Annotated in this window: 17 protein-coding genes and 1 riboswitch; of the genes, 12 read left to right on the forward strand and 5 right to left on the reverse strand. The window is 69.8% G+C overall.

The window, feature by feature from the left end; genetic code table 11:
- Nucleotides 1-37 precede the first annotated feature (37 nt).
- From ACIA03_RS27615 to leuS, 7 genes are all read left to right on the forward strand, one after another.
- Nucleotides 38-1,234, forward strand: a complete 1,197-nt coding sequence (locus ACIA03_RS27615) for an MFS transporter (RefSeq protein WP_396988604.1) — start codon at nt 38-40, stop codon at nt 1,232-1,234.
- A gap of 31 nt (nt 1,235-1,265) precedes the next feature.
- The gene (locus tag ACIA03_RS27620) at nt 1,266-1,691 is read left to right on the forward strand and encodes a Fur family transcriptional regulator (RefSeq protein WP_160028146.1); all 426 of its coding nucleotides are present in this window, start codon (nt 1,266-1,268) and stop codon (nt 1,689-1,691) included.
- A gap of 96 nt (nt 1,692-1,787) precedes the next feature.
- Nucleotides 1,788-3,938 carry a catalase/peroxidase HPI gene (katG, locus tag ACIA03_RS27625; protein ID WP_396988607.1) on the forward strand — a complete coding sequence of 717 codons (2,151 nt, stop codon included), beginning with the start codon at nt 1,788-1,790 and terminating at the stop codon, nt 3,936-3,938.
- A 296-nt stretch (nt 3,939-4,234) separates the two neighbouring features.
- The gene (locus tag ACIA03_RS27630; RefSeq protein WP_396988609.1) at nt 4,235-6,514 is read left to right on the forward strand and encodes a transglycosylase domain-containing protein; all 2,280 of its coding nucleotides are present in this window, start codon (nt 4,235-4,237) and stop codon (nt 6,512-6,514) included.
- Nucleotides 6,515-6,589: 75 nt separating this feature from the next.
- A riboswitch (SAM riboswitch) is annotated at nt 6,590-6,703 on the forward strand.
- A 57-nt stretch (nt 6,704-6,760) separates the two neighbouring features.
- The gene (locus ACIA03_RS27635; protein WP_396988611.1) at nt 6,761-8,077 is read left to right on the forward strand and encodes an aminotransferase class V-fold PLP-dependent enzyme; all 1,317 of its coding nucleotides are present in this window, start codon (nt 6,761-6,763) and stop codon (nt 8,075-8,077) included.
- Nucleotides 8,078-8,255: 178 nt separating this feature from the next.
- On the forward strand, nt 8,256-9,311 hold the full coding sequence (locus tag ACIA03_RS27640; protein ID WP_396988613.1) for a biotin/lipoate A/B protein ligase family protein: 1,056 nt from the start codon (nt 8,256-8,258) through the stop codon (nt 9,309-9,311).
- Nucleotides 9,312-9,893: 582 nt separating this feature from the next.
- Nucleotides 9,894-12,377, forward strand: coding sequence for a leucine--tRNA ligase (gene leuS, locus ACIA03_RS27645; RefSeq protein WP_396988615.1), 2,484 nt, complete (start codon nt 9,894-9,896; stop codon nt 12,375-12,377).
- A gap of 107 nt (nt 12,378-12,484) precedes the next feature.
- Here the strand turns inward: leuS and ACIA03_RS27650 are convergent, their stop codons facing one another.
- A complete protein-coding gene (locus ACIA03_RS27650; protein ID WP_396988617.1) occupies nt 12,485-12,856 on the reverse strand; it encodes a VOC family protein in 372 nt (123 codons plus the stop codon).
- 90 nt (nt 12,857-12,946) lie between these two features.
- Nucleotides 12,947-13,636, reverse strand: coding sequence for a helix-turn-helix transcriptional regulator (locus ACIA03_RS27655; RefSeq protein ID WP_396988619.1), 690 nt, complete (start codon nt 13,634-13,636; stop codon nt 12,947-12,949).
- A gap of 202 nt (nt 13,637-13,838) precedes the next feature.
- Between ACIA03_RS27655 and ACIA03_RS27660 the strand changes: the two genes are divergently transcribed.
- From ACIA03_RS27660 to holA, 4 genes are all read left to right on the forward strand, one after another.
- On the forward strand, nt 13,839-14,699 hold the full coding sequence (locus tag ACIA03_RS27660) for a DegV family protein (RefSeq protein WP_396988621.1): 861 nt from the start codon (nt 13,839-13,841) through the stop codon (nt 14,697-14,699).
- Nucleotides 14,700-14,827: 128 nt separating this feature from the next.
- Entirely contained in the window at nt 14,828-15,718 is an 891-nt protein-coding gene (locus ACIA03_RS27665; RefSeq protein WP_396988623.1) for a helix-hairpin-helix domain-containing protein, read from the forward strand.
- Between the two features lie 86 nt (nt 15,719-15,804).
- Nucleotides 15,805-18,003, forward strand: coding sequence for a ComEC/Rec2 family competence protein (locus ACIA03_RS27670; RefSeq protein WP_396988625.1), 2,199 nt, complete (start codon nt 15,805-15,807; stop codon nt 18,001-18,003).
- Nucleotides 18,004-18,131: 128 nt separating this feature from the next.
- On the forward strand, nt 18,132-19,115 hold the full coding sequence (gene holA, locus ACIA03_RS27675) for a DNA polymerase III subunit delta (RefSeq protein WP_396988627.1): 984 nt from the start codon (nt 18,132-18,134) through the stop codon (nt 19,113-19,115).
- A 187-nt stretch (nt 19,116-19,302) separates the two neighbouring features.
- Here holA and rpsT read toward each other — a convergent pair whose 3' ends face one another.
- Nucleotides 19,303-19,563, reverse strand: a complete 261-nt coding sequence (gene rpsT / locus ACIA03_RS27680) for a 30S ribosomal protein S20 (protein WP_396988629.1) — start codon at nt 19,561-19,563, stop codon at nt 19,303-19,305.
- A 310-nt stretch (nt 19,564-19,873) separates the two neighbouring features.
- Between rpsT and ACIA03_RS27685 the strand changes: the two genes are divergently transcribed.
- Nucleotides 19,874-21,733 (forward strand): AMP-dependent synthetase/ligase, encoded by a 1,860-nt coding sequence (locus ACIA03_RS27685; RefSeq protein ID WP_396988631.1) that lies wholly within the window; start codon nt 19,874-19,876, stop codon nt 21,731-21,733.
- Here ACIA03_RS27685 and ACIA03_RS27690 read toward each other — a convergent pair.
- A complete protein-coding gene (locus ACIA03_RS27690) occupies nt 21,718-22,662 on the reverse strand; it encodes a hypothetical protein (RefSeq protein WP_396988633.1) in 945 nt (314 codons plus the stop codon). The genes ACIA03_RS27685 and ACIA03_RS27690 overlap by 16 nt on opposite strands.
- Before the next feature lie 45 nt (nt 22,663-22,707).
- Entirely contained in the window at nt 22,708-23,760 is a 1,053-nt protein-coding gene (locus ACIA03_RS27695) for a WD40 repeat domain-containing protein (RefSeq protein ID WP_396988635.1), read from the reverse strand.
- Between the last annotated feature and the right edge of the window lie 10 nt (nt 23,761-23,770).

Raw genomic sequence — 23,770 nt, forward strand, 5'->3', positions numbered from 1 at the left:
GCAGACTTCGCGCAACCCGAACGCGAAGGACGCGCCGATGACCCGACTCCAGCTGGCCCGGACGGCGGTCTTCGTCGCCTTCGCGATCCAGGGACTGACCTTCGCCTCGCTGATCACCAGACTCGAGTCGATCGCGACCAAGCTCGACCTCAGCGCCGGCGACGTCTTCGTCGTGCTCGGCATCACCACCGCGGTCGGGGCGGTCGGCAGTGTGGTCGCGGGTCATCTCGCCACCAGGATCGGCAGTGCGGCGACCCTCTCGCTGATGCTCGGCGGCGCCTCGCTGGCCGCGGTCGCGCCCGCCTTCGCCCCCACGATGGCGACCCTGCTGGTCCTCAACGGCGTCTACGGCTTCTTCCTCGGTGGCGTCGACGCCTCGATGAACATGCAGGGCACGGCGACCCAGGACGCGTACGCCCGGCCGTTGATGAACGGCTTCCACGCGATGTGGAGCGCGGCGGCCGTCCTCGGCGCCGTCTACGCGACCGTGACGATCGCCCTCGGCGTACCTCTGGGGCTGGACATGATCCCCATCGCGCTCATCGGCCTGGCCGCCAACGCCGCCACGTTCCGGCTCCTGCTGCCGCCGGAGGCGGTCGACGCGGCCGAGCACCGAGCCAGCAGTACGCAGCGAACGAAGCCCCCGCTGCCGTGGCTGCCCCTCCTCCTGGTCGCGGTGCCGACGTTCGCGATGTGGTTCATCGACTCGGCGGCCTCGGCCTGGGGCGGCATCTACGTCGTCGACGGCCTGGGGGCCGTGGCGGCGGTAGGTCCGGCGATCTACGCCGCCTACCAGTTGGTCCTCCTGGTCGTACGTCTCCCCGGCGACCGCCTCGTCGCCCGCTTCGGTCCCGAGCGGGTGATCCGGACCGGCGGCATCGTCGGCGTCGGTGCCCTGGTGCTGATCGTCGCCGCCCCGCACTGGAGCGTGGCGACCGCCGGCTTCGCGATCCTCGGCGGCAGCCTGGCGATGGTGCCGCCGCAGTCCTTCGTCGCCGCCGCCCACATCTCCCCGGACAACGCCGAGGACGCGATCGCCCGGGTCAACCTCGCCAACTACGCCGGCTACCTCGCCGCCGCATCCCTGATCGCCGCCGTCGCCGAGCTCTTCGGCGAGCGCTCGATGTTCGTCATCCCGCTGGCGATCTCCGTCCTGATCCCGCTGATGGCACGTCGCTTCGCGACCCGTCCGGCGGCGACGAAAGAAAGCAAAGATTCCCCCTCCGTTTCTTGACTCATTCAAGATTTGGCGTAGTGTCTGCGGTGTGGGGAACGCGGACTACGAACAGCTGCTGAGAGGTGCCTCCCTGCGCGTCACTCGCCCGCGAGTGGCCGTTCTGGGGGCCGTCACCGAGAACGCGCACGCCGACACCGAGACCATCCTCGGAGCGGTGCGCGAGCGGCTTCCCGACGTCTCCCATCAAGCCGTCTACGACTCTCTCGCCGCCCTCTCGGCCGCCGGGATCGTACGTCGCATCCAGCCGTCCGGCTCGGTGGCTCGTTATGAGACCCGGGTCGGGGACAACCACCACCACGTGGTCTGCCGCTCCTGCGGGGCGATCGCCGACGTCGACTGCGCCGTCGGCCATGCGCCTTGCCTGACGGCATCTGATGACAACGGCTTCACGGTCGACGAGGCCGAGGTCATCTACTGGGGCACCTGCGCGGACTGCAGCCTGTCCCAGGGGTAGAGCCCGAGCCGGCCGAGCTCGTCATCGGCCGGTGCAACACATGTGAATCACAGCGTCTGGCAGCAGCCAGTCCGATCAGAAACGGATAGGAATCTCATGTCTGAAGAGGCCGTGAGCAAGTGCCCGGTGATGAACGCAGGCCGCGTTCACCCCACCGCCGGCAGTGCCAACCAGGAGTGGTGGCCGAACAAGCTCAACCTGAAGATTCTCGCCAAGGACGCCCCTGTGAGCGACCCGATGGGCGAGGACTTCGACTACGCGAAGGCTTTCGAGTCCCTGGACCTGCCTGCCGTCAAGGCGGACATCGCGGCGGTCATGACCGACTCCAAGGACTGGTGGCCGGCTGACTTCGGTAGCTACGCCGGGCTCTTCATCCGGATGGCCTGGCACGCCGCGGGCACCTACCGCAGCCACGACGGTCGCGGTGGCGCCGGCCGTGGCCAGCAGCGCTTCGCGCCGCTCAACTCCTGGCCGGACAACGTCTCCCTCGACAAGGCCCGCCGTCTGCTGTGGCCGGTCAAGAAGAAGTACGGCAAGAACCTCTCCTGGGCCGACCTGATGGTCCTGGCGGGCAACGTGGCGATGGAGGAGGGCGGCTTCAAGACCTTCGGCTTCTCCGGCGGTCGTGCGGACGTCTGGGAGTCCGACGACGACATCTACTGGGGTCCGGAGAAGGTCTGGCTCGACGACGAGCGCTACACCGGTGACCGTGACCTCCAGGCCCCGCTCGCCGCGGTCCAGATGGGCCTGATCTACGTCAACCCCGAGGGCCCGAACGGCAACAGCGACCCGATGTCCTCCGCGGTCGACATCAAGGAGACCTTCCGCCGGATGGGGATGAACTCCGAGGAGACCGTCGCCCTGATCGCCGGTGGTCACACCTTCGGCAAGACCCACGGAGCGCACCCGGACGACATGCTCGGTGCCGACCCCGAGGGCGCCCCGCTCGAGCAGCAGGGTCTGGGCTGGAAGAACGGCCACGGCACCGGTGCCGGCGCGGACGCGCTCACCTCGGGCCTCGAGGTCACCTGGACCTACCACCCGACCCGCTGGGACAACGAGTTCTTCCACATCCTCTACGCCTACGAGTGGGAGCTGTTCGAGTCGCCGGCCGGCGCCAAGCAGTGGCGCCCGAAGAACGGTGCGGGCTCCGACATGGTCCCCGAGGCGCACGGTGAGGGCAAGCGCGAGCCGCGCATGCTCACCTCCGACCTGGCGCTGCGCGTGGACCCGGAGTTCGACGAGATCTCCCGCCGGTTCAGGGACGACCAGGAGGCCTTCTCCGACGCGTACGCCCGTGCCTGGTTCAAGCTGACCCACCGCGACATGGGTCCGAAGAGCCGCTACGTCGGCTCCGAGGTCCCGGCCGAGGACCTGCTCTGGCAGGACCCGCTCCCCGCCGAGGGCGGCGCGACCGACGACGCCGCGATCTCCGCGGCCAAGGCCGCGATCGCCGCGTCCGGTCTGAGCGTGCAGCAGCTGGTCTCCACCGCGTGGAAGGCGGCGGCCACGCACCGTACGTCCGACCACCGCGGTGGCGCCAACGGCGGTCGCATCCGCCTCGAGCCGCAGATCTCGTGGAAGGTCAACCAGCCCGAGGAGCTCGAGCCGGTCCTCGCCAAGTACGAGGAGATCGCGGCCGCGACCGGTGTCTCCTTCGCCGACGTGCTCGTCCTCGCCGGTGGCGTGGGCATCGAGCTCGCCGCCAAGGCCGCGGGGCAGGACGTGACGGTCCCGTTCTCCGCCGGCCGTGTCGACGCGACCCAGGAGCAGACCGACGTCGAGAACTTCGCCTGGCTCGAGCCGGTCGCCGACGGCTTCCGCAACTACGACTCCGGATTCCTCAACCTGCCGACCGAGTTCCTGTTCCTCGACCGCGCGAGCCTCCTCGGCCTCTCGGCCCCCGAGGCGACCGTTCTGGTCGGCGGTCTGCGTGTGCTCGGCAACAACTGGGACGGCTCCGACCTCGGTGTCTTCACCAAGACCCCGGGCGTGCTGACGAACGACTTCTTCGTCAACCTGCTCGACTACGACCAGCAGTGGACCCCGTCCGCCGACGAGGCGACCTACACCAGCTCCAACGGCTGGACCGGTTCCCGCGTCGACCTGGTCTTCGGTGCCAACTCCGAGCTCCGCGCCCTCGCGGAGGTCTACGGTGCCGACGACGCCAAGGAGAAGTTCGTCAACGACTTCGTCAAGGCATGGGTCAAGGTCATGGAGAACGACCGCTTCGACCTGAAGAAGTGATCTGCTGAGGCGGTACGCCGCGGCGTACCGCCTGACGACGGAGGCCGGCCCCTGACGGGGTCGGCCTCCGTTTCCATACCCGCCGGGGTAGGATCATCGGCCGCCGCAATCAGTCGCCTAGGTCAGGTGGAGCAATGGAACACCGGAGCGCCGAGCCTCCGAAGGGTCCTACCGGTCCGCCGCCGTCGTGGCGCCCACCCCCGCCGCCTCCACCCCGGGTCCCTCGGATCGCGGCCGAGCCGCCCCGAGCCACTCCCAGCCGGCCGGGTGCGCGGCGCGCGGCACCCAAGCCGTCGGTGGCGCGGGACCTGCTGGCCAAGGTCGAGCCGGCCAAGGTCTGGGCCGCCGAGAGGTGGACGGCGGCCAGGGCATCCAAGGGGACGGGCTCCGGCACCTCGGGCCCGCCGAGCTGGCGACGCTGGGGGAGGCTCACCGCGAAGGTGACGCTGGTCGGGTTCCTGGCGATCGCCCTGATCGGGTCGGTCGCGGCGATCGTGACCTACCACCGGATCAACGTCCCGGACCCCAACGCCGAGTTCGAGGTCGAGACCTCGTTCGTCTACTACGGCAACGGCAAGACCGAGCTCGGCCGCTACCAGGAGGGCGACCAGAACCGGATCAAGCTGGACGCCGACGAGATCCCGGAGCTGGTCAAGCACGCCGTGGTCGCAGCCGAGGACCGCACCTTCTACGAGAACAGCGGCGTCGACCTCAAGGGCATCGTGCGGGCCGCGTTCTCCAACACCACCGAGGGCACCGCCGGGGGCGCATCCACGATCACCCAGCAGTACGTCAAGAACTACTACCTCAACTCCGAGCGGTCCTACTCGCGCAAGCTGAAGGAAGCGGTCATCGCCCTGAAGCTGACCCGGCAGAAGAGCAAGGACCAGATCCTCACCGACTACCTCAACACGATCTACTTCCATCGCGGTGCCTATGGCATCGAGGCGGCCGCGAAGGCCTACTTCGCCAAGCCCGCCAAGGATCTCTCGCTCCAGCAGGCCGCGGCGCTCGCCGCGATCCTCAACAACCCGAGCGGCTTCGACCCGGCCAGCTCGACCTTCCGGGGTGAGAAGGAGCTGCTCGGCCGCTACCAGTACGTCCTCTCCGGCATGGTCGACCTCGGCTACCTGAAGCAGGCCGACGCCGACAAGGTGAAGGACGCGCTGCCGAAGTTCCCCGCGAAGACGGTGCCGAGCCGGCTCGGCGGTCAGCGCGGCCACGCGCTCACCATGATCAAGGCCGAGCTGCTCGGCCTGAAGGGCGCCGACGGCAAGCCGCTGTTCACCGAGGAGAAGATCGACAGCGGTGGCCTCCGGATCACCGCGACGCTCTCGCCGAAGGTGATGACGGCGTCGGCCACGGCCGCCAAGACGGTGAAGCCGAAGAACCGGAAGGCGTACGTCAAGGACGACCCCGACCAGAAGAACGCCCTGCACGTCGCGACCGCCTCGGTCGACGTCGCGTCCGGCGCCCTGCTCGGTTTCTACGGCGGCCAGGACTATCTCGACAGCCAGCACAACTGGGCCGCGACCGGTGGCCACGCCGGGTCGACGATGAAGGTCTTCGCCACTGCGGCGGCGATCGCGAAGGGCTACTCGCTCGAGTCGACGTGGGCGGGCGACTCGCCGTTCACGACCTACACCGGGTCCCAGGTCGTCAACGAGGGGGAGCAGGCCGGCGTCGCCGACGGGACCGACTACGGCGAGCACATCACCATGCTCAAGGCACTGGAGCAGTCCGTGAACACGGCCTACATCGACATGACCGAGTCGATGGGCGGCCCCGAGGAGGGCCGCAAGGCGATCTACGAGACCGCGCTCGAGGCGGGCTTGACGCCGGACAAGGCCACCCCGAAGTATCCGGGCATTCCGAGCACGTCCGGCTACCTCACCGACCAGGACGACCGGATCGCCCTGGGTGGCGCCAACGTCAGCCCGATCAACATGGCCAACGCCTACGCCACGATTGCCGACGGCGGCTACCGCCACGACGTGCACGTGGTGAAGAAGGTCCGCGACCGTGCCGGCAACGTCCTCTACAGCTGGAACGGCCGCAAGCACGCCCGGCACGCGATCTCCGAGGACATCGCCGCCGACGTGACGTACGCGATGCAGGGTGTGGTGCAGAGCGGCTCGGGCCAGAAGGCCCAGAGCATCGGCCGGCCGGTGGCCGGCAAGACCGGCACCGGCACGTGCACCAACGAGCAGTACGTCTGCTCGTCCTGGTTCGTCGGGTTCACCCCGCAGATCGCCACCGCGGTCCGCTACTCGCGCGGCAACGGCGAGGGGAGGCTCGACGGCGGCTGGATGCCGTCCTACTTCGGCGCCGACTATCCCACCGAGACCTGGGCGGCCATCATGGCCAAGGCCATGGAGGGCAAGGAGGTCGAGAACTTCCCGGAGCCGGTCTACGTCGACGGCCAGGACCCGGAGCCCGGTCACGAGAAGCAGCTGATCGCGCCGCCCGCACCGCCGGAGGACAAGGGCGAGAAGTGCGACCCCATCGCGGAGTTTTTCGGTGCCTGTGACGACAAGGGCAACGGTGGCGGCAATCCCTGGGAAGGGCGTCCGTGATCTGAGATCGTCGCCCACCTATTGAGACGACGAGTTGGTGAGCGCGGACGGCCTCGGGCAGCATCGTTCGGCGAAGGTCACGACTGCCAGCGCGAAGCCCCGGCTTGCTGGCGGGCAACCCTCCCACGCGGTGGGGTGCTCCGGGTGACGACCAGGCCCTCGCCGAGGTGGCGCGGGCAAGCGCGTGCTTCGCCGGGCAGCCGTGGTGCGGCCCTGGGGAGCCATGATCCTGTGAAGGATGCCCCCATGTCCCTGCTTCCGCTCGTCGGCTCGAACACCCAGGTCCCGCTGCTGGACGGCACGACCACGACGTACGCCAACCTCGATGTCGCCGCGTCGGCGCCGGCGCTGCAGAGCGTGGCCGACCGGGTGGCCGAGGTCCTGCCCTGGTACGCCTCGGTGCACCGCGGCGCCGGCTACCTGTCCCGGGTCTCGACCGCCCTCTACGAGGAGTCGCGGGCGACGATCGGTGCGTATGTGGGGGCGCGCGAGGACGACGTCACCGTCATCACCCGCAACACCACCGACGCGGTGAACCTGCTGGCCGGCTGCGTACCCGGGCGCGTGCTCGTCCTCGACATCGAGCACCACGCCAACCTGCTCCCGTGGCACCGCGTCGAGGCGGGCGTCACCGCGATCGCCGGCCGCGACACCCTGGCCGGCACCATCGAGGCCCTCGCCGCCGAGCTGGCCCGCGGCGGGTTTGCGCTGGTGGCCGTCACCGGAGCCTCCAACGTCACCGGCGAGGCGCTGCCGATCGGCGAGATCGTCACCCTGGCCCACGCCCACGGCGCCCGGGTCCTCGTCGACGGCGCCCAGCTGCTCGCCCACCGGCACTTCTCGCTGGCCGCGACCGGCGCCGACTACGTCGCCTTCTCCGGCCACAAGCTCTACGCGCCCTACGGCGCCGGCGCCCTAGTCGGGCGACGCGACTGGCTCGACGTCGGCACCCCCTATCTCGCCGGGGGAGGGGCGGTCGATGACGTCGAGGTGGGCGAGGCGACTTGGCAGCCCGCCCCCGCACGTCACGAGGGCGGCTCGCCCAACGTCATCGGCGCCGCCGCCCTGGCCGCGGCGTGCACGACTCTCGGCGGCCTTCCGGCCGCCGAGCTGGACCGCCACGAGGCGTCGCTGAGGGGGCGCCTCGTGGCCGGCCTGTCCACGCTCGACGGGGTCGAGGTCATCCGGTTGTGGCCCGACTCCGACGAGCCCGTCGGCGTGGTCACCTTCACCGTCGACGGCATCGACCCCGGCCGGGTCGCGGCCTACCTCTCGGCCGAGCACGGCCTGGGCGTACGCGACGGCCGCTTCTGCGCCCAGCCGCTCCTCAAGCGTCTCGGGCTGTCCGGCGGCGCGGTCCGCGCGAGCATCGGCATCGGGACCTCGGTCGCCGACGTGGACCGGCTGGTGGCCGGCGTACGGGCTCTTCTCGCGGGTGACGTCCGGGGCGACTACGTCCTCGTCGACGGTGCCTGGACGCTCGCCGAGGACCCCCGGCCCCTGGTCGGGCCGGCCGGTCTCACCCGCCTGGCCGACACCGCCGGCTCCTGCGCCGCCGTCTGAAGAAACCCTGCCGAGGCGTCAGCTAGGTCGGCCGAGACGTCAGCTAGGTCGGCCGACTTGGCAGAGGTTGACGTGTCGGCCGACCGGAGTGACGTGTCGGCCGACGGGAGAGACGTCTCGGCCGACGCGGGTGACGCCTCGGCGGGATGAATCGCCGCGTTCGCGGTGTTGAGAGACTGTGAGTGAACGAGTGCATGGCGAGCGGAAGGTACGCGGCGGCAAGCTGGTCGTCGTCGACGCGACGGTCTCCGCCGACACGATCATCGATGTCGTCCTCTCGGGCGACTTCTTCCTGGAACCCGACGAGGCGCTGGGGTGGCTGACCGCGGCGCTGGAGGGACAGCCGGCCGACGCGTCCCTCGACGAGCTGACCGCGTCCCTCGACGCCGCCGCCCGTGACGCCGAGCTGGTCGGCTTCGGCACCCGCGACATCGCCCTGACGGTGCTGCGGGCGCTCGGCCGGGCCACGACGTGGGACGACCTCGACCTCGAGATCGTCGAGACCGGGCCGCTGTCGCCGACGATGCAGATGGCCCTCGACGAGGTCATCGTCCGTCAGGTCGCCGAGGGCCGCCGTGCCCCGAACCTGAGGTTCTGGGACTGGGCCAGCAGCGCGGTCGTGATCGGCAGCTACCAGTCGCTTTCCAACGAGGTCGACGCGGTCGCCGCCGAGCGTCACGGCATCGAGGTCGTACGCCGCATCTCCGGTGGCGGCGCGATGTTCATCGAGCCGGGCAACACGATCACCTACAGCCTCGCCGTGCCCGACACGCTCGTGGCCGGGATGTCCTTCCAGGAGTCCTATGCCTTCCTCGACGAGTGGGTGCTGCGCGGCCTGCGCAGCGTCGGCATCGAGGCCGCCTACGCCGGCCTGAACGACATCGCCTCGCCGGTCGGCAAGATCGCCGGGGCCGCCCAGAAGCGGATCCCGGGCGGCGTCCTGCACCACGTCACGATGGCCTACGACATCGACGCCGACAAGATGCTCGAGGTGCTCCGGATCGGCCGGGAGAAGATGTCCGACAAGGGCACCAGCAGTGCTGCCAAGCGCGTCGACCCGATCCGTTCGCAGACCGGGCTGGGCCGCGACAAGGTCATCGCCGCGCTGCTGGCCGAGTTCGAGCAGAGCTTCGGAGCGGCGTACGCCGGCCTCGATCAGGCCACGATCGACGAGGCGGCAGCGCTGGTCGGGAGCAAGCACGGCACGCGGGAATGGGTCACCAGGGTGCCGTAGGTGTGGTGCTGGCTCCGTGTACGCGACTGGATCTCGACCCGCTTCGCGCCCTCGCGGCTTCGCCGCTCAGCCGCTGCGCTCGCTCGATCTCCAAATCGGTTTGAGGCCCGGCGACTTCGTCGCCGGGCCTCAAAGATTTGGACTCCGCTGCTCGGAGCGTTCCTTGGATGAGATGGGGGGGTCCTCATTCACGACCGACATCACGAGCAGCGGAGCGTCGCCAGTTTGGCACGCTCGAACTTGCCGTCGCAATAGGTGAAGGCCCCTCTGGCCATATTTTCTGTCGGTCGATCCGCAGGGCAGAACTCATGGAGTATCGAAAGTGCCTTTCTAGAGGCCTTCGACCCTGTCACCGGGGCCTGGCGCGGGAGTATGAGCGGGGCTGCGAATGACGATGGCGGCGGTGGTCGGCTACCCTGGACACATGCAGATGTCTGTCCTGCTTCTTAGGCAGCCGCGCTGACCCTGAGGGACACACCCCGGTCACGCGGCTACCCCTCCATGTGAGGGGCCGTTCTCATTTGTAGAGCTTTGTTCCAGAAGCAGTCTTGACGCACGAACATCGACAAGGACGAAAGACCAATGACGCAGGAGCAGACCGAGCAGGCGACGTACGACGTCGTGGAGCTGCAGGACAAGTGGCGCCCCATCTGGGAGAAGCTGGAGCCGTTCAAGGCGGGCCAGCGCGAGGGCGCCGAGAAGCGCTACGCGCTCACGATGTTCCCCTACCCCTCGGGCGACCTGCACATGGGCCACGCCGAGGTCACCGCGCTGCACGACGTGCTGGCTCGTTACTGGTGGCTGAAGGGCTATGACGTCCTGAACCCGATCGGCTGGGACTCCTTCGGCCTGCCCGCCGAGAACGCCGCGATCAAGCGCAACGAGAACCCCGCCGGCTGGACCTACGCCAACATCGAGACCCAGGCGGAGTCGTTCAAGCGCTACGGCATCTCCTTCGACTGGTCGCGGCGGCTGCACACCTCCGACCCGGAGTACTACAAGTGGACGCAGTGGATCTTCCTGAAGCTGTACGAGGCGGGCCTGGCCTACCGCAAGAAGTCCCCGGTCAACTGGTGCCCCAACGACCAGACCGTGCTGGCCAACGAGCAGGTCGTCAACGGCGAGTGCGAGCGCTGCGGCGCGACGGTCACCAAGCGTGACCTGACGCAGTGGTACTTCCGCACGACTGCCTATGCCGAGGAGCTGTACAACGGCCTGGACAAGCTGCAGGACACCTGGATCGGCAAGGTCGTCAACATGCAGCGCAACTGGATCGGCCGGTCCGAGGGTGCGCACGTCGACTTCGAGATCTCGCTGACCTCGGGTGAGACGCGCAAGGTGACCGTGTTCACCACCCGCCCCGACACGCTGTACGGCGCGACCTTCATGGTCGTGGCCGCCGATGCGGAACTGGCTGCCGAGATCGTGGCGCCGGAGCGGGCGGCTGCGCTGGAGGCCTACCTGGAGGACGTACGCAAGGCCTCCGACATCGACCGGCTGGCGACCGACCGTCCCAAGACCGGTGTCGACCTGGGGGTCACCGCGACCAACCCGGTCAACGGCGAGCAGATCCCGGTGTGGGCCGCCGACTACGTCCTGGCCGACTACGGCACCGGCGCGGTCATGGCCGTCCCGGCCCACGACCAGCGCGACCTGGACTTCGCCAAGGCGTTCTCGCTGCCGGTGCGCCGCGTCGTGGACGTGCCGGGCGCGGACAACCCCGAGGAGACGTACGTCGCGACCGCCGGTGACGGTGCGTACGTGAACTCGCCGGAGCTGGAGGGCGTCGCCGACAAGGCGAGCGGCATCCACAAGATCATCGAGAAGCTGGAGGCCGAGGGCCACGGCAAGGGCACGATCAACTACCGGCTGCGCGACTGGCTGCTGTCGCGGCAGCGCTACTGGGGCGCGCCGATCCCGATCATCCACTGCCCGGTCGACGGCGAGGTGCCGGTGCCCGAGGCCGAGCTGCCGGTGCAGCTGCCCGAGCTGAAGGGCGCCGACCTGAAGCCGAAGGGCGTCTCGCCGCTGGCCGCGGCCACGGAGTGGGTCAACGTCTCCTGCCCGACGTGTGGCGGTCCGGCCACGCGTGACTCGGACACGATGGACACCTTCGTCGACTCGTCGTGGTACTTCCTGCGCTACCTGTCGCCGACCGACGAGACCCAGGCGTTCTCCTCCGAGCTGGCCCGCGAGTGGGGTCCGGTCGACTTCTACCTGGGTGGCGACGAACATGCGGTGCTGCACCTGCTGTACGCCCGCTTCTTCACCAAGGCGCTGCGTGACATCGGCCTGATCGACTGGGACGAGCCGTTCTCGGCCTACCTGTCGCAGGGCAAGGTCATCAACGGCGGCAAGAAGATGTCGAAGTCGCTGGGCAACGGTGTGAACCTGTCGGATGTGCTGGAAGAGTTCGGCGTCGACGCGACCCGGCTGACGCTGGTCTTCGCCTCCCCGCCGGAGGACAACATCGACTGGGCCGACGTCTCGCCGGCGGGTTCGGTGAAGTTCCTGCAGCGCGCCTGGCGCCTGGCCGGGGACGTGACGTCGTCCCCGGGTGTCGACTTCTCCGGTGGGGACGTCGCGCTGCGGCGTACGACTCACAAGACCGTCGCCGAGGCCGAGCAGCTGATCGACTCCTACCGGTTCAACGTGGTCGTGGCTCGGGTGATGGAGCTGGTCAACGCCACTCGGAAGGCGATCGACTCGGGTTGTGGGGCTGCCGATCCCGCCGTACGTGAGGCCGCGGAGACGGTCGCGATCCTGCTCTCGCTGGTCGCTCCGTACACCGCCGAGGAGATGTGGGAGCGTCTGGGGCACGAGCCGACGGTCGCGCGCGTCGCGTGGCCGACGCCTCTGCCCGAGCTGCTCGTGGAGGACTCCGTGACCGCCGTCGTGCAGATCAAGGGCAAGGTGCGTGCGCGCCTGGAGGTCTCGCCCTCGATCTCCGAGGCCGACCTGGAGGCCGCCGCGCTGGCCGACCCGACGATCGCCGCGGCGATCGAGGGTCAGACCGTACGCAAGGTCATCGTCCGCGCGCCGAAGCTGGTCAACATCGTCGTCTGACGACCGATCTGCTCCCGACCCTAGGAGCGCCAGGCACGCTATGCGTGACTGGCGCTCCTAGGGTTCTTCGACGTCGCGCCCCGTACCGCGGTGCCGTGTTTCCCGGATCAGGCCGGTGGGGTGAAGACCTGGAAGCGGTTGCCGTCGAGGTCGAGCAGGTTGGCGAAGGCAGGCACCCCGGGGACGCTCTTCTGCTGTGCCTCCACCTTTCCGCCCAGGTCGGTGATCTTCGTGCACACCGCGTCGACGTCCTCGACGAGGAAGCTGGCCACCATGTGCGGTGGCTGGTCGCCGGCGATGGCGGCGAGGCCGCCCATCGGGGCGGTGTCGTCAGGGGTCTGGATGACCCGATAGTCGTTGCCGGCCGCGACGGAGCCGGGGTGCGGTGCGAAGTTCCAGCCGAAGAGGTCGGCGTAGAAACGCTGGGTGCGGTCGGGGTCGCTGGTCGCGATCTGGAACCAGCCAAGAGTTGCAGACATGGTCTCTCCTGAGTCGGGAAACGGGACGGCGAGCGCGGTCCCTGCGACCAGGGTCGTCACCCTCGGCGACAGCCCTATGTCGGGGTTTCCTCACCAACCTGAGATGGCGGAGAGGACGACGTCGTCGGGCTCGGTCACGGACGTACGCGCGGGCAGCCCGGTGAGATCGGCGGCCGTGACCCGGTCGAGCCGGAAGACCCGCTGCGCTTGCCGCAGGTGGCACCAGCCGAGGAGATACCAGCCCTTGGGGCCGACGACCAGGTGGCCCGGATCGACGTTGCGCTCGCTGTGGGCGCCGTCGACGTCGAGATAGGTCAGGTGCAGTTGCTCATGACGTTGTACGCCCCGCCAGACCGTGTCGGCGATGGCCTGGTCGTGGGTGGTCTCGGCAGCGTCGAGGGTGCGTACGCTGTCGATCATGTCGCGCGCCCGGCTGGTGGTGTGCTCGGGCAACCCTGCGACGATCTTGCGCAGCGCGCTGCGCAGGTCGCGGGCGAACGGGGTGTCCTTGGCGGCTGAGAGGGCCACCGCGAGGGCGGCTGTCTCGGCGGGGGTGAAGTTCAGCGGCGGCAGCGAGGTGTTCCGGTCCAGCCGGTAGCCGCCTCGCCGGCCCTGCTGGCTGAGGATCGGTACGCCGGCCTGCTGCAGCGCCGAGATGTCGCGCTCGATCGTGCGGGTGCTGACCTCGAAGATCTCGGCGAGCCGCTGAGAGGTGCGGCCCGCGGCCCCTGCGGCGCGGAGCTCCTCGGCCAGGGCGTACAGGCGGTCGGTCCGGTTCACCTCAGGAGCCGGTTTCCGGAGCCGTGCGACGCTGGCTCTCGATGCTTTCGGCGGTCATGGTCGGACTCCTTGCGTTGCTGGGACCTGGCCGCGACTTCGTTGCAGCGGCAACCTGGTACGTCCGGTGGAACGGGAGGGGACCGGGTTCATGACGCTGAACGTGCGGTTCTGGTCAGGTAGGGCGGCCCGATAGGCTACAGGCATGGCCCGGGTAGCGATCGTGACCGACTCGACCGCGATGCTTCCATCCGATCTCGGGGATGCCGCGGAGCTGATCACATCGGTGCCGTTGCAGGTGATCGTGGATGGGACGTCGTACGACGACGGGGTGGAGGAGACGTCGCCGGAAGCGCTGCTGACGGCGCTGGCCGCGCACAAGCCGGTGACGACCTCACGGCCCTCGCCGGCGCTTCTGGGGGAGGTCTACGCGAAGCTCGCGGCCGAGGGCTTCGACGAGGTCGTCTCCATCCACCTGTCCGCGGAGCTGAGCGCGACCTGCGAGTCCTCGATGCTCGCGGCGCGGGAGGCTCCGATCCCGGTGGTCACCGTGGACACGCGGCTGGTCGGGCCGGGGGTCGGGTTCGCGGTGATGGCCGCCGCTGCGGTGGCCGCGCGGGGCGGGAGTGCTGCCGAGGCGCGAGAGGCCGCGTTGTCGCAGGTCGCCGCGACGCGTTCCTACTTCTACGTCGACACCCTCGAGTATCTGCGCCGAGGTGGTCGGATCGGCGCTGCCGCCGCGCTCCTCGGGACGGCGTTGGCGGTCAAGCCGCTGCTCACCATCGAGGAGGGGCGGGTCGTGCCGCACGAGCGGGTGCGTACGGCTGAGCGGGCGATCGCCCGGCTGCAGGCCCTCGGGGTCGAGGCCTGCGAGGACGCCGACGCCGTCGAGGTCGTCGTCGCGCACCTGGGCAGCCCGGACCGGGCGACCGCGATGGCCGAGGGACTCTCCTCGGCGCTGGACGGCAAGATCGACGGTGACGTACGCGTCGGGGAGCTGGGTGCGGTGCTCGGTGCGCACGTCGGGCCGGGGTGCGTGGCGGTCGTCGTGGGGCCTCGGGTCTGACTCCTGGGTCTGATTCTGGGCCTGATTTCGGGCCGGTTGCCGTCCACAGGGGCGGTTGAGGATCGGGTTCTCCACAGGCGCTGGAATCACGCTCGGAACTGTCGGCGCAGGCGCATAGCTTCGGCGTCATGCGGACCCGACCGAGCCCCGATCATGCCGACGCCGTAGGCCGGCGGCTGGAGCAGCTGCGCGCCGAGCTCGAGCCGCCGAGGGAGGAGGACGAGGACGAGGAGGACTGGCAGCCACCGTGGTGGGACGGGCCCGGTGCGTCCGACACTGCGGAGCTGGATCCGGTGGTGCCGGTCCCGGGGCGGCACGCGTCTCGGCGGCAGGTCGTGATCTCGCCCGACGCGGTGCTACCCGAGCCGCTGCGTGGACGGGTGCGCCTTGGTCCGTGGCATCTCGTGGTGGTCTCGCTGGTGCTGGTCGCCGGGCTGGCGGCGGCGTGCTGGTGGATGATCCGGGCCGACCCGGAGGTGGCGCCCGCCGCCCGGGCCTCGCCGTCGGCTTCCCCGCTGGTGTCTCTGCCGACCGGCTCGGCGGCGTCCGGTGGCGTCGCTGCGGTGCCGTCGGAGGGGGCGTCGGCCGGGACGGTGACGGTCGACGTGGAGGGCAAGGTGCCCAAGCCGGGCATCGTCGTGCTGCCGGTGGGATCGCGGGTGGTGGACGCCGTCGAGGCCGCCGGCGGGGCGTCGCACAAGCACCTCGCTGGGCTCAACCTCGCCGCCCTCCTCAGTGACGGGCAGCAGATCGTGGTCGGCGCGCCCAATGGGGGAGGGGCCGCCGCGGCGCCCGGCTCCGGCGGTCCGGCCGCGGGGGCGCCCGGGGCCGGGGTGAGCCTCAACGCCGCCTCTCTCGAGGAGCTGGAGACGCTGCCGGGGGTCGGGCCGGTGACGGCGCAGGCGATCATCGACTGGCGAACCACCAACGGCGCCTTCACCTCCGTCGACGAGCTCCTCGAGGTCGACGGGATCGGGCCGAAGACCTTCGACTCCCTCGAGCCGCTGGTCACGTTGTGAACGACCTGCGGCTGCCGCTTCTCGGGGCCGGTGCGTGGGCGGGAGCCTTGGCCGGGCCCGTTGTCGTGGCAGGCGGACGGCTCGGCGTGGTTCTGCTCGTGCTGCTCGCCGTCATCGTGGGCATCGGTGGCGGCTGGGCGATCCGGAAGCGCCGCTCGACGGCGCTGGCGTTGGTGCTGATGATCGCCGGAGCGGCGGTCATCGCGGGTCTGCACGCCGCTCGGGTCAGTGACAACCCGGTCGCGGACCTGGCCGCGCGAGAGGCGCAGGTGCGAGTGATCGCCACGGTCACGACCGATCCGAAAGAGGTGCGGGGTCAGCACACGACCTACCAGCTCCGGCGTGCCGGTGTGCGGGAGATCAGGGGCCGTGGGGTCGTCTATCGGCTGCGTACGCCGGTGGTCGTGCTCGGTGACGATGCGTGGGCAGACGTGCCGCTGGGGGCAACCGTGTCGACCTCAGGCCGGCTGGCGACGAGCGACTCGTACGAGGAGTCCGCGGTGCTCATCGCTGGTGAGCCACGGATCCTCGCCGACCCCGGGATCTGGTGGCGAGCCTCCGATTCGCTGCGTGGCTCGATCCGGGACGCGGTGGCTCACCGACCGCCGGATCAGGCCGCGCTCGTGCCCGCTCTCGTCGACGGTGACGACACCGGGCTCTCCGACGACCTCGCCGACGACTTCCGCACCACCGGGCTCACCCACCTGCTCGCCGTCTCTGGCACCAACCTGACACTCGTGGTGGGGTTCCTGCTCATCGTCGCGCGCTGGGCCGGGGTGCGGGGGAGGGGGCTGTACGCCGTCGGCGTGCTCGGCATCGTCGGGTTCGTCGTGCTCGCCCGCACCGAGCCGAGCGTGGTGCGGGCCGCGGCCATGGGTGCGGTCGGGCTCCTGGCGATGACGCAGAACGGACGCCAACGAGCGCTGCGTGGGCTCGGCGCGGCGGTGATCGGCCTCCTGCTGATCGACCCGGGGCTGGCGACCTCGATCGGGTTCACCCTCTCGGTGCTGGCCACGGCCGGGATCCTGCTCTTCGGGCCGTCATGGCGTGACGCGTTGCGGCGCTGGATGCCGCAGTGGTGCGCGGAGGCGATCGCGGTCCCGGCCGCGGCCCAGCTGGCGTGCACTCCGGTGGTGGCCGCGATCTCGGGCCAGGTCAGCTTGGTCGCGGTGCTCGCCAACCTGTTGGTCGAGCCGGCCGTCGCACCGGCGACGGTGCTCGGTCTCCTGGGCGGACTGCTCGGCCTGGTGTGGGATCCACTCGGGATGGTCGCCGGCACGATCGCGACCTGGTGCGTCGCCTGGATCATCGCGGTGGCCCGCTTCGGTGCAGGTCTGCCGACCGCTGAGGTCGGCTGGGCGACCGGGCCGCTCGCGCTGGCGGTGTTGGTGGTCTTCTGCGCCGCGATCGCGTTCCTGGCGCCACGGGTCCTGCGGCATCCGGTCGCCGGAGTCGCCGGATGCCTCGTGCTGCTCGCGGTCGCGCTGGTGCGACTGCCGAGCCCGGGCTGGCCCCCGGCGGAGTGGGTGCTGGTGATGTGCGACGTGGGGCAAGGAGACGCGCTGGTGGTGCGTACGGGGGCGGGGAGTGGCGTCGTCGTGGATGCCGGCCCCGACCCGGATCTTGTCGACGACTGTCTCGATCGGCTCGATGTCGAGGACGTGCCGCTCGCGGTGATCACCCATTTCCACGCCGACCATGTCAACGGCGTCGAAGGCCTCTTCGCGGGGCGACGGGTCGGTGAGGTGTGGACCTCACGCCTCCAGGACCCGCCCGAGGGCGTCCGGGTCCTCGGCGAGACCGCTGGTGCGGCCGGGGTGGTGCCGGTCCCGGCTCCCTATGGAGCCACCATCACCATCGGCGAGGTGCGGATCCAGGTGCTCTGGCCCACGGCCGACTCCGATACCCGGGGACCCGGTGACGGCTCCACTGCCAACGAGGCGAGCGTCGTCCTCCTCGTGGAGTCCCACGGCCTGCGCCTGCTGCTGACCGGCGACATCGAGCCGGAAGGGCAGGACCAGCTTGCCGATGACCTGGCCGGGCTCGACATCGACGTGCTCAAGGTGCCTCATCACGGCTCGCGCTACCAGGACCTCGACTGGCTGCGTGCGCTGCGGGCGCAGGTCGCGCTCACCTCGGTCGGAGCCCGCAACGACTACGGCCATCCGGCTGCGGCCACGATCCAGGGGCTCGAGGAGAGCGGCACCAAGGTTTATCGGACCGACCGCGACGGGTCGGTTGCTGTCGTCGAGTCGGGAGGCGAGGTGGCCGTGGTGACGCGATAGGTCTCGACCCGCTTCGCGGCTTCGCAAGCTCAGCCGCTGCGCTCGCTCGACCTTCTCGCGTTGCGCCGCCGCTCGTTCCTCGCGGCGCCGCAGGTTCGAATGTCGGTGCCGTGTGGGAGGGTTTGAACATGGCACGCACCGCCTCCGCACCGAGCCCCACCGGCAACCTCTCGGCCTCCGACGTCCTGGGTCGGGTGACGCTGGTGACCGGCAAGGAGGAGTTCCTGGGGGAGCGTACGGTCGCGGCAGCGAAGGCCGCGGTGAAGGCCTACGACGCCGAGGCGGAGGTCTCCGAGGCGACCGCCGCCGACCTGACGCTGGCCACGCTCGGCGAGCTGAGTGCGCCCTCGCTCTTCTCGAGCATCCGCTGCGTCGTGGTACGCAACCTGGAGAACCTGCCGGACGAGTCGGTGGCAGGTCTGCTGGACTACGCCGGGATGCCGTCGGAGGAGGTCGCGCTCGTCCTCGTCCACGGCGGAGGGCAGAAGGGCAGCGGTACGCTGGCCAAGCTCCGCAAGCTGCCGAAGGTGACCGAGCACAAGTCGGTCGAGCTGAAGGCGCGCGAGTTCGGCAGCTTCGTCAAGGCCGAGCTGCGGCTGCACGGGGCGACCATCGACGAGGAGGGCGCCGACTTCCTGATCCAGGCGGTCGGCCAGGACCTCCGTGCCCTGGCAGCCGCGGCGAGCCAGCTCGCTGGCGACAACGACGCCAAGCGACTCGGCCTGGAGCACGTGAAGCAATACTTCGGAGGCCGCGCCGAGGTGAAGAACTACGTGATCGCCGATGCGATCATCTCCGGCGACCGGGTCAAGGCCCTCGAGGAGATCCGCTGGGCCCTCGACACCGGCTCCTCCCCGGTCTACGTCCTCTCCGCCGTGGCCGGCCAGTTGCGCACCGTCGCCAACCACGTCGCCGGCATCCGAGACAGCGGCACCCCGCCCTGGAAGCAGAAGTCCATCGCCGGTCTCGCCCGCGGCTGGTCCCGTGAAGCCATCGGCGAGGCCCTCCGCTCGGTCGCCCGGGCCGACGCCGACCTCAAGGGCGCCGCCAGCGACCCTGCGTACACGCTCGAGCGCCTCGTCCTCACCATCGCCGCCCTTCGCCAGCGCTGACACAAGCAAGCCGACTCTGTAGTTCTGGCGCGCGAATCTGCAGTTGTGGCGGACGAAACTCCACTTTCGTCCGCCACAACTGCAATCTCGGCCGCCAGAACTGCCCACTCGGCCGACGCGGGGGACGGCTCGGCAGGAATGACGAAAGCCCCGTCCAAGAGGACGGGGCTTGTCAGAGAAGGAAACCTCAGAGGGAGGCGGCCTTCTTGGCGATCGCCGACTTGCGGTTGGCGGCCTGGTTCTTGTGGATGACGCCCTTGGAGACGGCCTTGTCGAGCTTCTTGGCGGCGACCTTGGCGGTCTCGACCGCAGCGTCCTTCTCGCCGGCCGCGGCGGCGGCCTGGAACTTGCGGATGACGGTCTTGAGCTCGCTCTTGACGGCCTTGTTGCGCTCGTGCGCCTTCTCGTTCTGCTTGTTGCGCTTGATCTGCGACTTGATGTTCGCCATGGGTGAATGATCTCCAGTGCTTCGACGTGTGGTGGTGCGAGCTCTCAATCCGGCCCCTCGGGGAAAGTGAGAGGGGAGAGGCCTACGCGAACACGCTTGCGGTCAAGATTACAGACTCGCGTCGTTCGGCCTCAAATCGCCGTACCCCGAGTAGCTACTCCGGGGTAGGCTTTGGTGATCTCGGTCACGAGATTTCCGGCGGAACCCCCTGTTGTGGCGCAGCTCGAGCGTCTAGGGTCCCCCGCGCGGTCTCTCTCGTGCTCACCGCCCACCGTTCACCCCCACGCACATACTGCAGGCCAGGAGAATCATGCCGACCCAGTCCGCGATCGATCTCGCATTCCTCGACGAGATGCCGGCGAACTTCGCCCTTCACTTCCTCAACCGGGTCAAGGCGACCCCGGATGCCGAGGCGTTCCGCTATCCGGTGGTCGGCTCGACGGCCCCGGACGGTGGGGAGGAGTGGAAGTCGCTGACCTGGAAGGAGGCCGGCGCCCAGGCCAGCCGGCTCGCCGCGGGCCTGGTCTCGCTCGGCCTCGAGCTGGAGCAGCGGGTGGGCATCGCCTCGACCACGCGTTACGAGTGGATCCTCGCCGATCTGGCGGTGATGCTCGCCGGCGGCGCCACCACGACGGTCTACCCGACGACCAACGTCGAGGACACCGCCTACATCCTGGGTGACGCCGATTGCCGCTTCGTCTTCGCAGAGGACGACGTCCAGCTCGCCAAGATCGCCGAGAAGGCCGCCGACCTGCCGGAGATCGTCAAGGTCATCACCTTCGACGGCGAGACCGACGGCGAGCGGGTCATCGGCCTCGACGACCTGGCGGCAATCGGCGACAAGTACCTCGCCGACCACCCGGACGTGATCGAGAACACGGTCGCCAAGATCACCCCTGACCACCTGGCCACCCTGGTCTACACCTCGGGCACCACCGGCCGGCCCAAGGGCGTGCGCCTGCTCCACCGGGCCTGGGTCTACGAGGGCGAGGCCATCCGGGTCCAGCCCGGTCTCCTGGGCCCCGACGACGTGCAGTTCCTGTGGCTGCCGATGTCGCACGTCTTCGGCAAGGTGCTGCTCTCGGTCCAGATCGCCTGCGGTTTCCCGACCGCGATCGACGGCCGGATGGACAAGATCGTCGACAACCTCGGCATCGTGAAGCCGACCTTCATGGGGGCGGCGCCGCGCATCTTCGAGAAGGTCCACTCCAAGATCGTGATGATGACCGAGGCCGACGGCGGCATCAAGAAGAAGCTCTTCGACGCCGCCTTCGCCAACGGCATCGCCCGCGACCGGCTGCTGCGCGAGGGCAAGCCGGTGCCGACCACGATGGCGCTCAAGCACGCCGTGCTCGACAAGCTGGTGCTCAGCAAGGTCCGGGACCGGTTCGGTGGCCGCGTACGTTTCTTCATCTCCGGCTCCGCGCCGCTCAACCGCGACATCGCCGAGTGGTTCTGGGCCGCGGGGATCATGATCATGGAGGGCTACGGCTCCACCGAGAACGCCGCCGGCGCGGCCGTCAACACCCTGCAGGAGAACAAGCTCGGCACCGTCGGCAAGGCGTTCCCGGGCAGCGAGGTGAAGATCGGCGACAACGACGAGCTGCTCATCCGCGGCCCGCACGTGATGCCGGGCTACCACAACCTGCCCGAGGAGACCGCGAAGGCGCTCGACGCCGAGGGCTGGTACCACACCGGCGACAAGGCCTCGATCGGCGACGAGGGCTACATCACCATCACCGGCCGGATCAAGGAGCTGTTCAAGACCTCCGGCGGAAAGTACGTCGCGCCGCCGGCGATCGAGTCGAAGTTCGCCGCGCTGTGCCCCTACGCCAGCCAGTTCCTGGTCTTCGGCGCCAACCGCAACTTCGTCACCGCCCTGATCACCCTCGACCCCGAGTCGATCACCGCCTGGGGTGCCTCGCACGGGCTGGAGGGGAAGTCCTACGAGGAGATCGTCACCTCGCCGCAGGTGCGCGAGCTGATCGGCGGCTATGTCGACGAGCTCAACGCGGGCCTCAACCGCTGGGAGACCATCAAGAAGTGGGAGATCCTCGAGCACGACCTGACCGTCGAGCGCGGTGAGCTGACCCCGTCGCTGAAGGTGAAGCGCAACGTCGTCGAGGAGCGGGAGCAGGCGCGCATCGACGCCTTCTACGCCGGCTCCTGACCCCACCCCCGGCGCTCCGCCAGCCAGTCCAGACACACCTCGCCCTGCCACCGCTGCATCCTGCGGAGGTGGGGCGAGGTCGTTTTCACCGGCTGGTCGGCGGCGGCCAGGAAGTAGCCGGCGAAGAGGGCCAGGACCGAGTCGATGGCCTCCGGCGCGGCCTTCGACAGCAGCGGGTGAGTGGCCAGGAACGACTCGGCGTCGAGGCCGTCGCCACGCGGCCCCACCAGCAGCAGGAGCGAGTCGATCCAGTCGGCACCCAGGACCGGCCAGGTCCACTCGACCAGCAGCACACCACCGTCGGGGCGGATGAGGACGGTGTCGTCGCGTACGTCCAGGTGGACCAGCGTCTCGCCGGCGGTGTGCTCCGCGAACCCGGCGGCGAGCGAGGCCGCTTGGTCGGCGTGCGGGTAACCGGCGACCCGATCCCACAGCTCCGGGTACGAGGCGTGCTCCTCGGCGAAGGTCGGCCAGCCGATGCCCGGCGCGGGGGTGAGTGCTGCGGCGGTCTCGACCAGCGCCTGCGAGACGACCTCGAGATCGGCGACGGTCCACGGCCGCGCCGGCAGCCGCGACTCGACGTGCTCGAAAGCCAGGACCACCCACTCGCCGTCGTCGAACCACTTCAGCTTCGGGCTGGGGACCCAGCCGGCGAGCTTCTTCAGCTTCGCCGCCTCCTCCCGGAAGAGCGCCGCGGAGTCGCGCTGCGCCTTGGCGGAGGCCGCCTTCACGAAGTGCCGGGAGCCGTCCTGGCAGGTCAGTGCCGAGGCGAAGCCCGGCGTGAAACCGGCCCCGTGCGACTGCGCCGAGACCACCGGTCCGCCGCCGAGCCGCTTCTCGATCGAGGCTCGCAGGAACGGCGGAAGGTGGGGCCACTCCAGGCGGCGAGCGGTCTGCCCGTGCGGGATGTTCGTCGGGATCGCGGTCACGACGAACATCCTTGTGTACGCCGCCCAGGATGCGCCAGCGGAGAGCTACTCGGGCATCGGCGGCTGGTCGAAGCTCCCCGCGGGCTTCCCGGTGGCGACGTCCCAGGCGGCGAGGCCCTCCCTGGCAGACGCGGTGTAGAGCGTCTTGCCGTCGGGGCTGAAGATCACGTTCGACGTCAGCGCAGGAGCTTGGGTGAGGTCACGGGCCTCGCCCGAGCCGCCCAACTCGGCGGGTGCCCACAGCATCAGCCGGATGCTGCTGGGGTCGGCTGTCACGGCCAACGACCGGGAGTCTGGCGAGAACGCGACCGCGGTGGCCGACTGACCCGGAAGCGACTCGACGGACTCGAACGTCGTGGCATCCCAGATCGTGGGGTGGCCCTCGGTGGTGACACCGGCGAGCCAGCGGCCGTCCGGGCTCCACACCGGGTCGACGCCGCGAGCTGCGGCGACGGTGCCGACCTCGTCGCCCGACTCGGCCTCGAGGACCGAGACACTGTCGCCGGAGGCCACCGCCACCAGGGAACCGTCCGGGCTGAACGAGATCGATCCGACACCGTTGCCGAGGTCGTCGTTCGCGACCTCCTCGCCGTCCTCGACCGACCAGATGATCAGGTCGCCCTCGAGCCCGGCGCCGGCCACGAACCGACCGTCGGGGCTGAACGCGATCTCGCCGACCGGGCTCGCGTCGGTGACCTTCGGGTTCGGCAGGCCCTCGAGCCGCTGGACCTCCTTGTCGCCGTCGACCTCGACCAGCGCGACGTCCGAGCAGCCGACCTTCCGCGCCACGAGGGTGAGGTCGGGGCTGATGGCGAGATAGCCGGCCTCGGAGATCGTCTCGTACGCACCACCCCCGGCGTTCCACCGACAGGTGCCGTCGGTGCAGCTGGCCACGACGTACTTCCCGTCGGAGCCGGCGGTCAGCGAGCCGGCGACCAGCCGCGAGGGCGCCACCGCGGCGGCCAGGCTGAACGAGGCCGTCCCCGTCGCGGAGATGTCGCAGCCATCCCGGTCGGGGTCGCTGGCGCACCCGGCCAGGAGCGCGGCGGCGAGCACGCCGACGATCGGGACACTGAGGGCGTACGTTCGGGGTTTCATCGGTCCTTCG

It is taken from the genome of Nocardioides sp. NPDC051685 (assembly GCF_044453405.1).
In the GTDB taxonomy this organism is placed as follows: domain Bacteria; phylum Actinomycetota; class Actinomycetes; order Propionibacteriales; family Nocardioidaceae; genus Nocardioides.

Excerpts from the sequence above, each read along its gene's own strand:
- ACIA03_RS27615 (WP_396988604.1), top strand. The coding sequence starts at position 38 with ATGACCCGACTCCAGCTGGCCCGGACGGCGGTCTTCGTCGCCTTCGCG.
- katG (WP_396988607.1), top strand. The coding sequence starts at position 1,788 with ATGTCTGAAGAGGCCGTGAGCAAGTGCCCGGTGATGAACGCAGGCCGC.
- ACIA03_RS27635 (WP_396988611.1), top strand. The coding sequence starts at position 6,761 with ATGTCCCTGCTTCCGCTCGTCGGCTCGAACACCCAGGTCCCGCTGCTG.
- leuS (WP_396988615.1), top strand. The coding sequence starts at position 9,894 with ATGACGCAGGAGCAGACCGAGCAGGCGACGTACGACGTCGTGGAGCTG.
- ACIA03_RS27650 (WP_396988617.1), bottom strand. The coding sequence starts at position 12,856 with ATGTCTGCAACTCTTGGCTGGTTCCAGATCGCGACCAGCGACCCCGAC.
- ACIA03_RS27660 (WP_396988621.1), top strand. The coding sequence starts at position 13,839 with ATGGCCCGGGTAGCGATCGTGACCGACTCGACCGCGATGCTTCCATCC.
- ACIA03_RS27665 (WP_396988623.1), top strand. The coding sequence starts at position 14,828 with ATGCGGACCCGACCGAGCCCCGATCATGCCGACGCCGTAGGCCGGCGG.
- holA (WP_396988627.1), top strand. The coding sequence starts at position 18,132 with ATGGCACGCACCGCCTCCGCACCGAGCCCCACCGGCAACCTCTCGGCC.
- rpsT (WP_396988629.1), bottom strand. The coding sequence starts at position 19,563 with ATGGCGAACATCAAGTCGCAGATCAAGCGCAACAAGCAGAACGAGAAG.
- ACIA03_RS27685 (WP_396988631.1), top strand. The coding sequence starts at position 19,874 with ATGCCGACCCAGTCCGCGATCGATCTCGCATTCCTCGACGAGATGCCG.
- ACIA03_RS27695 (WP_396988635.1), bottom strand. The coding sequence starts at position 23,760 with ATGAAACCCCGAACGTACGCCCTCAGTGTCCCGATCGTCGGCGTGCTC.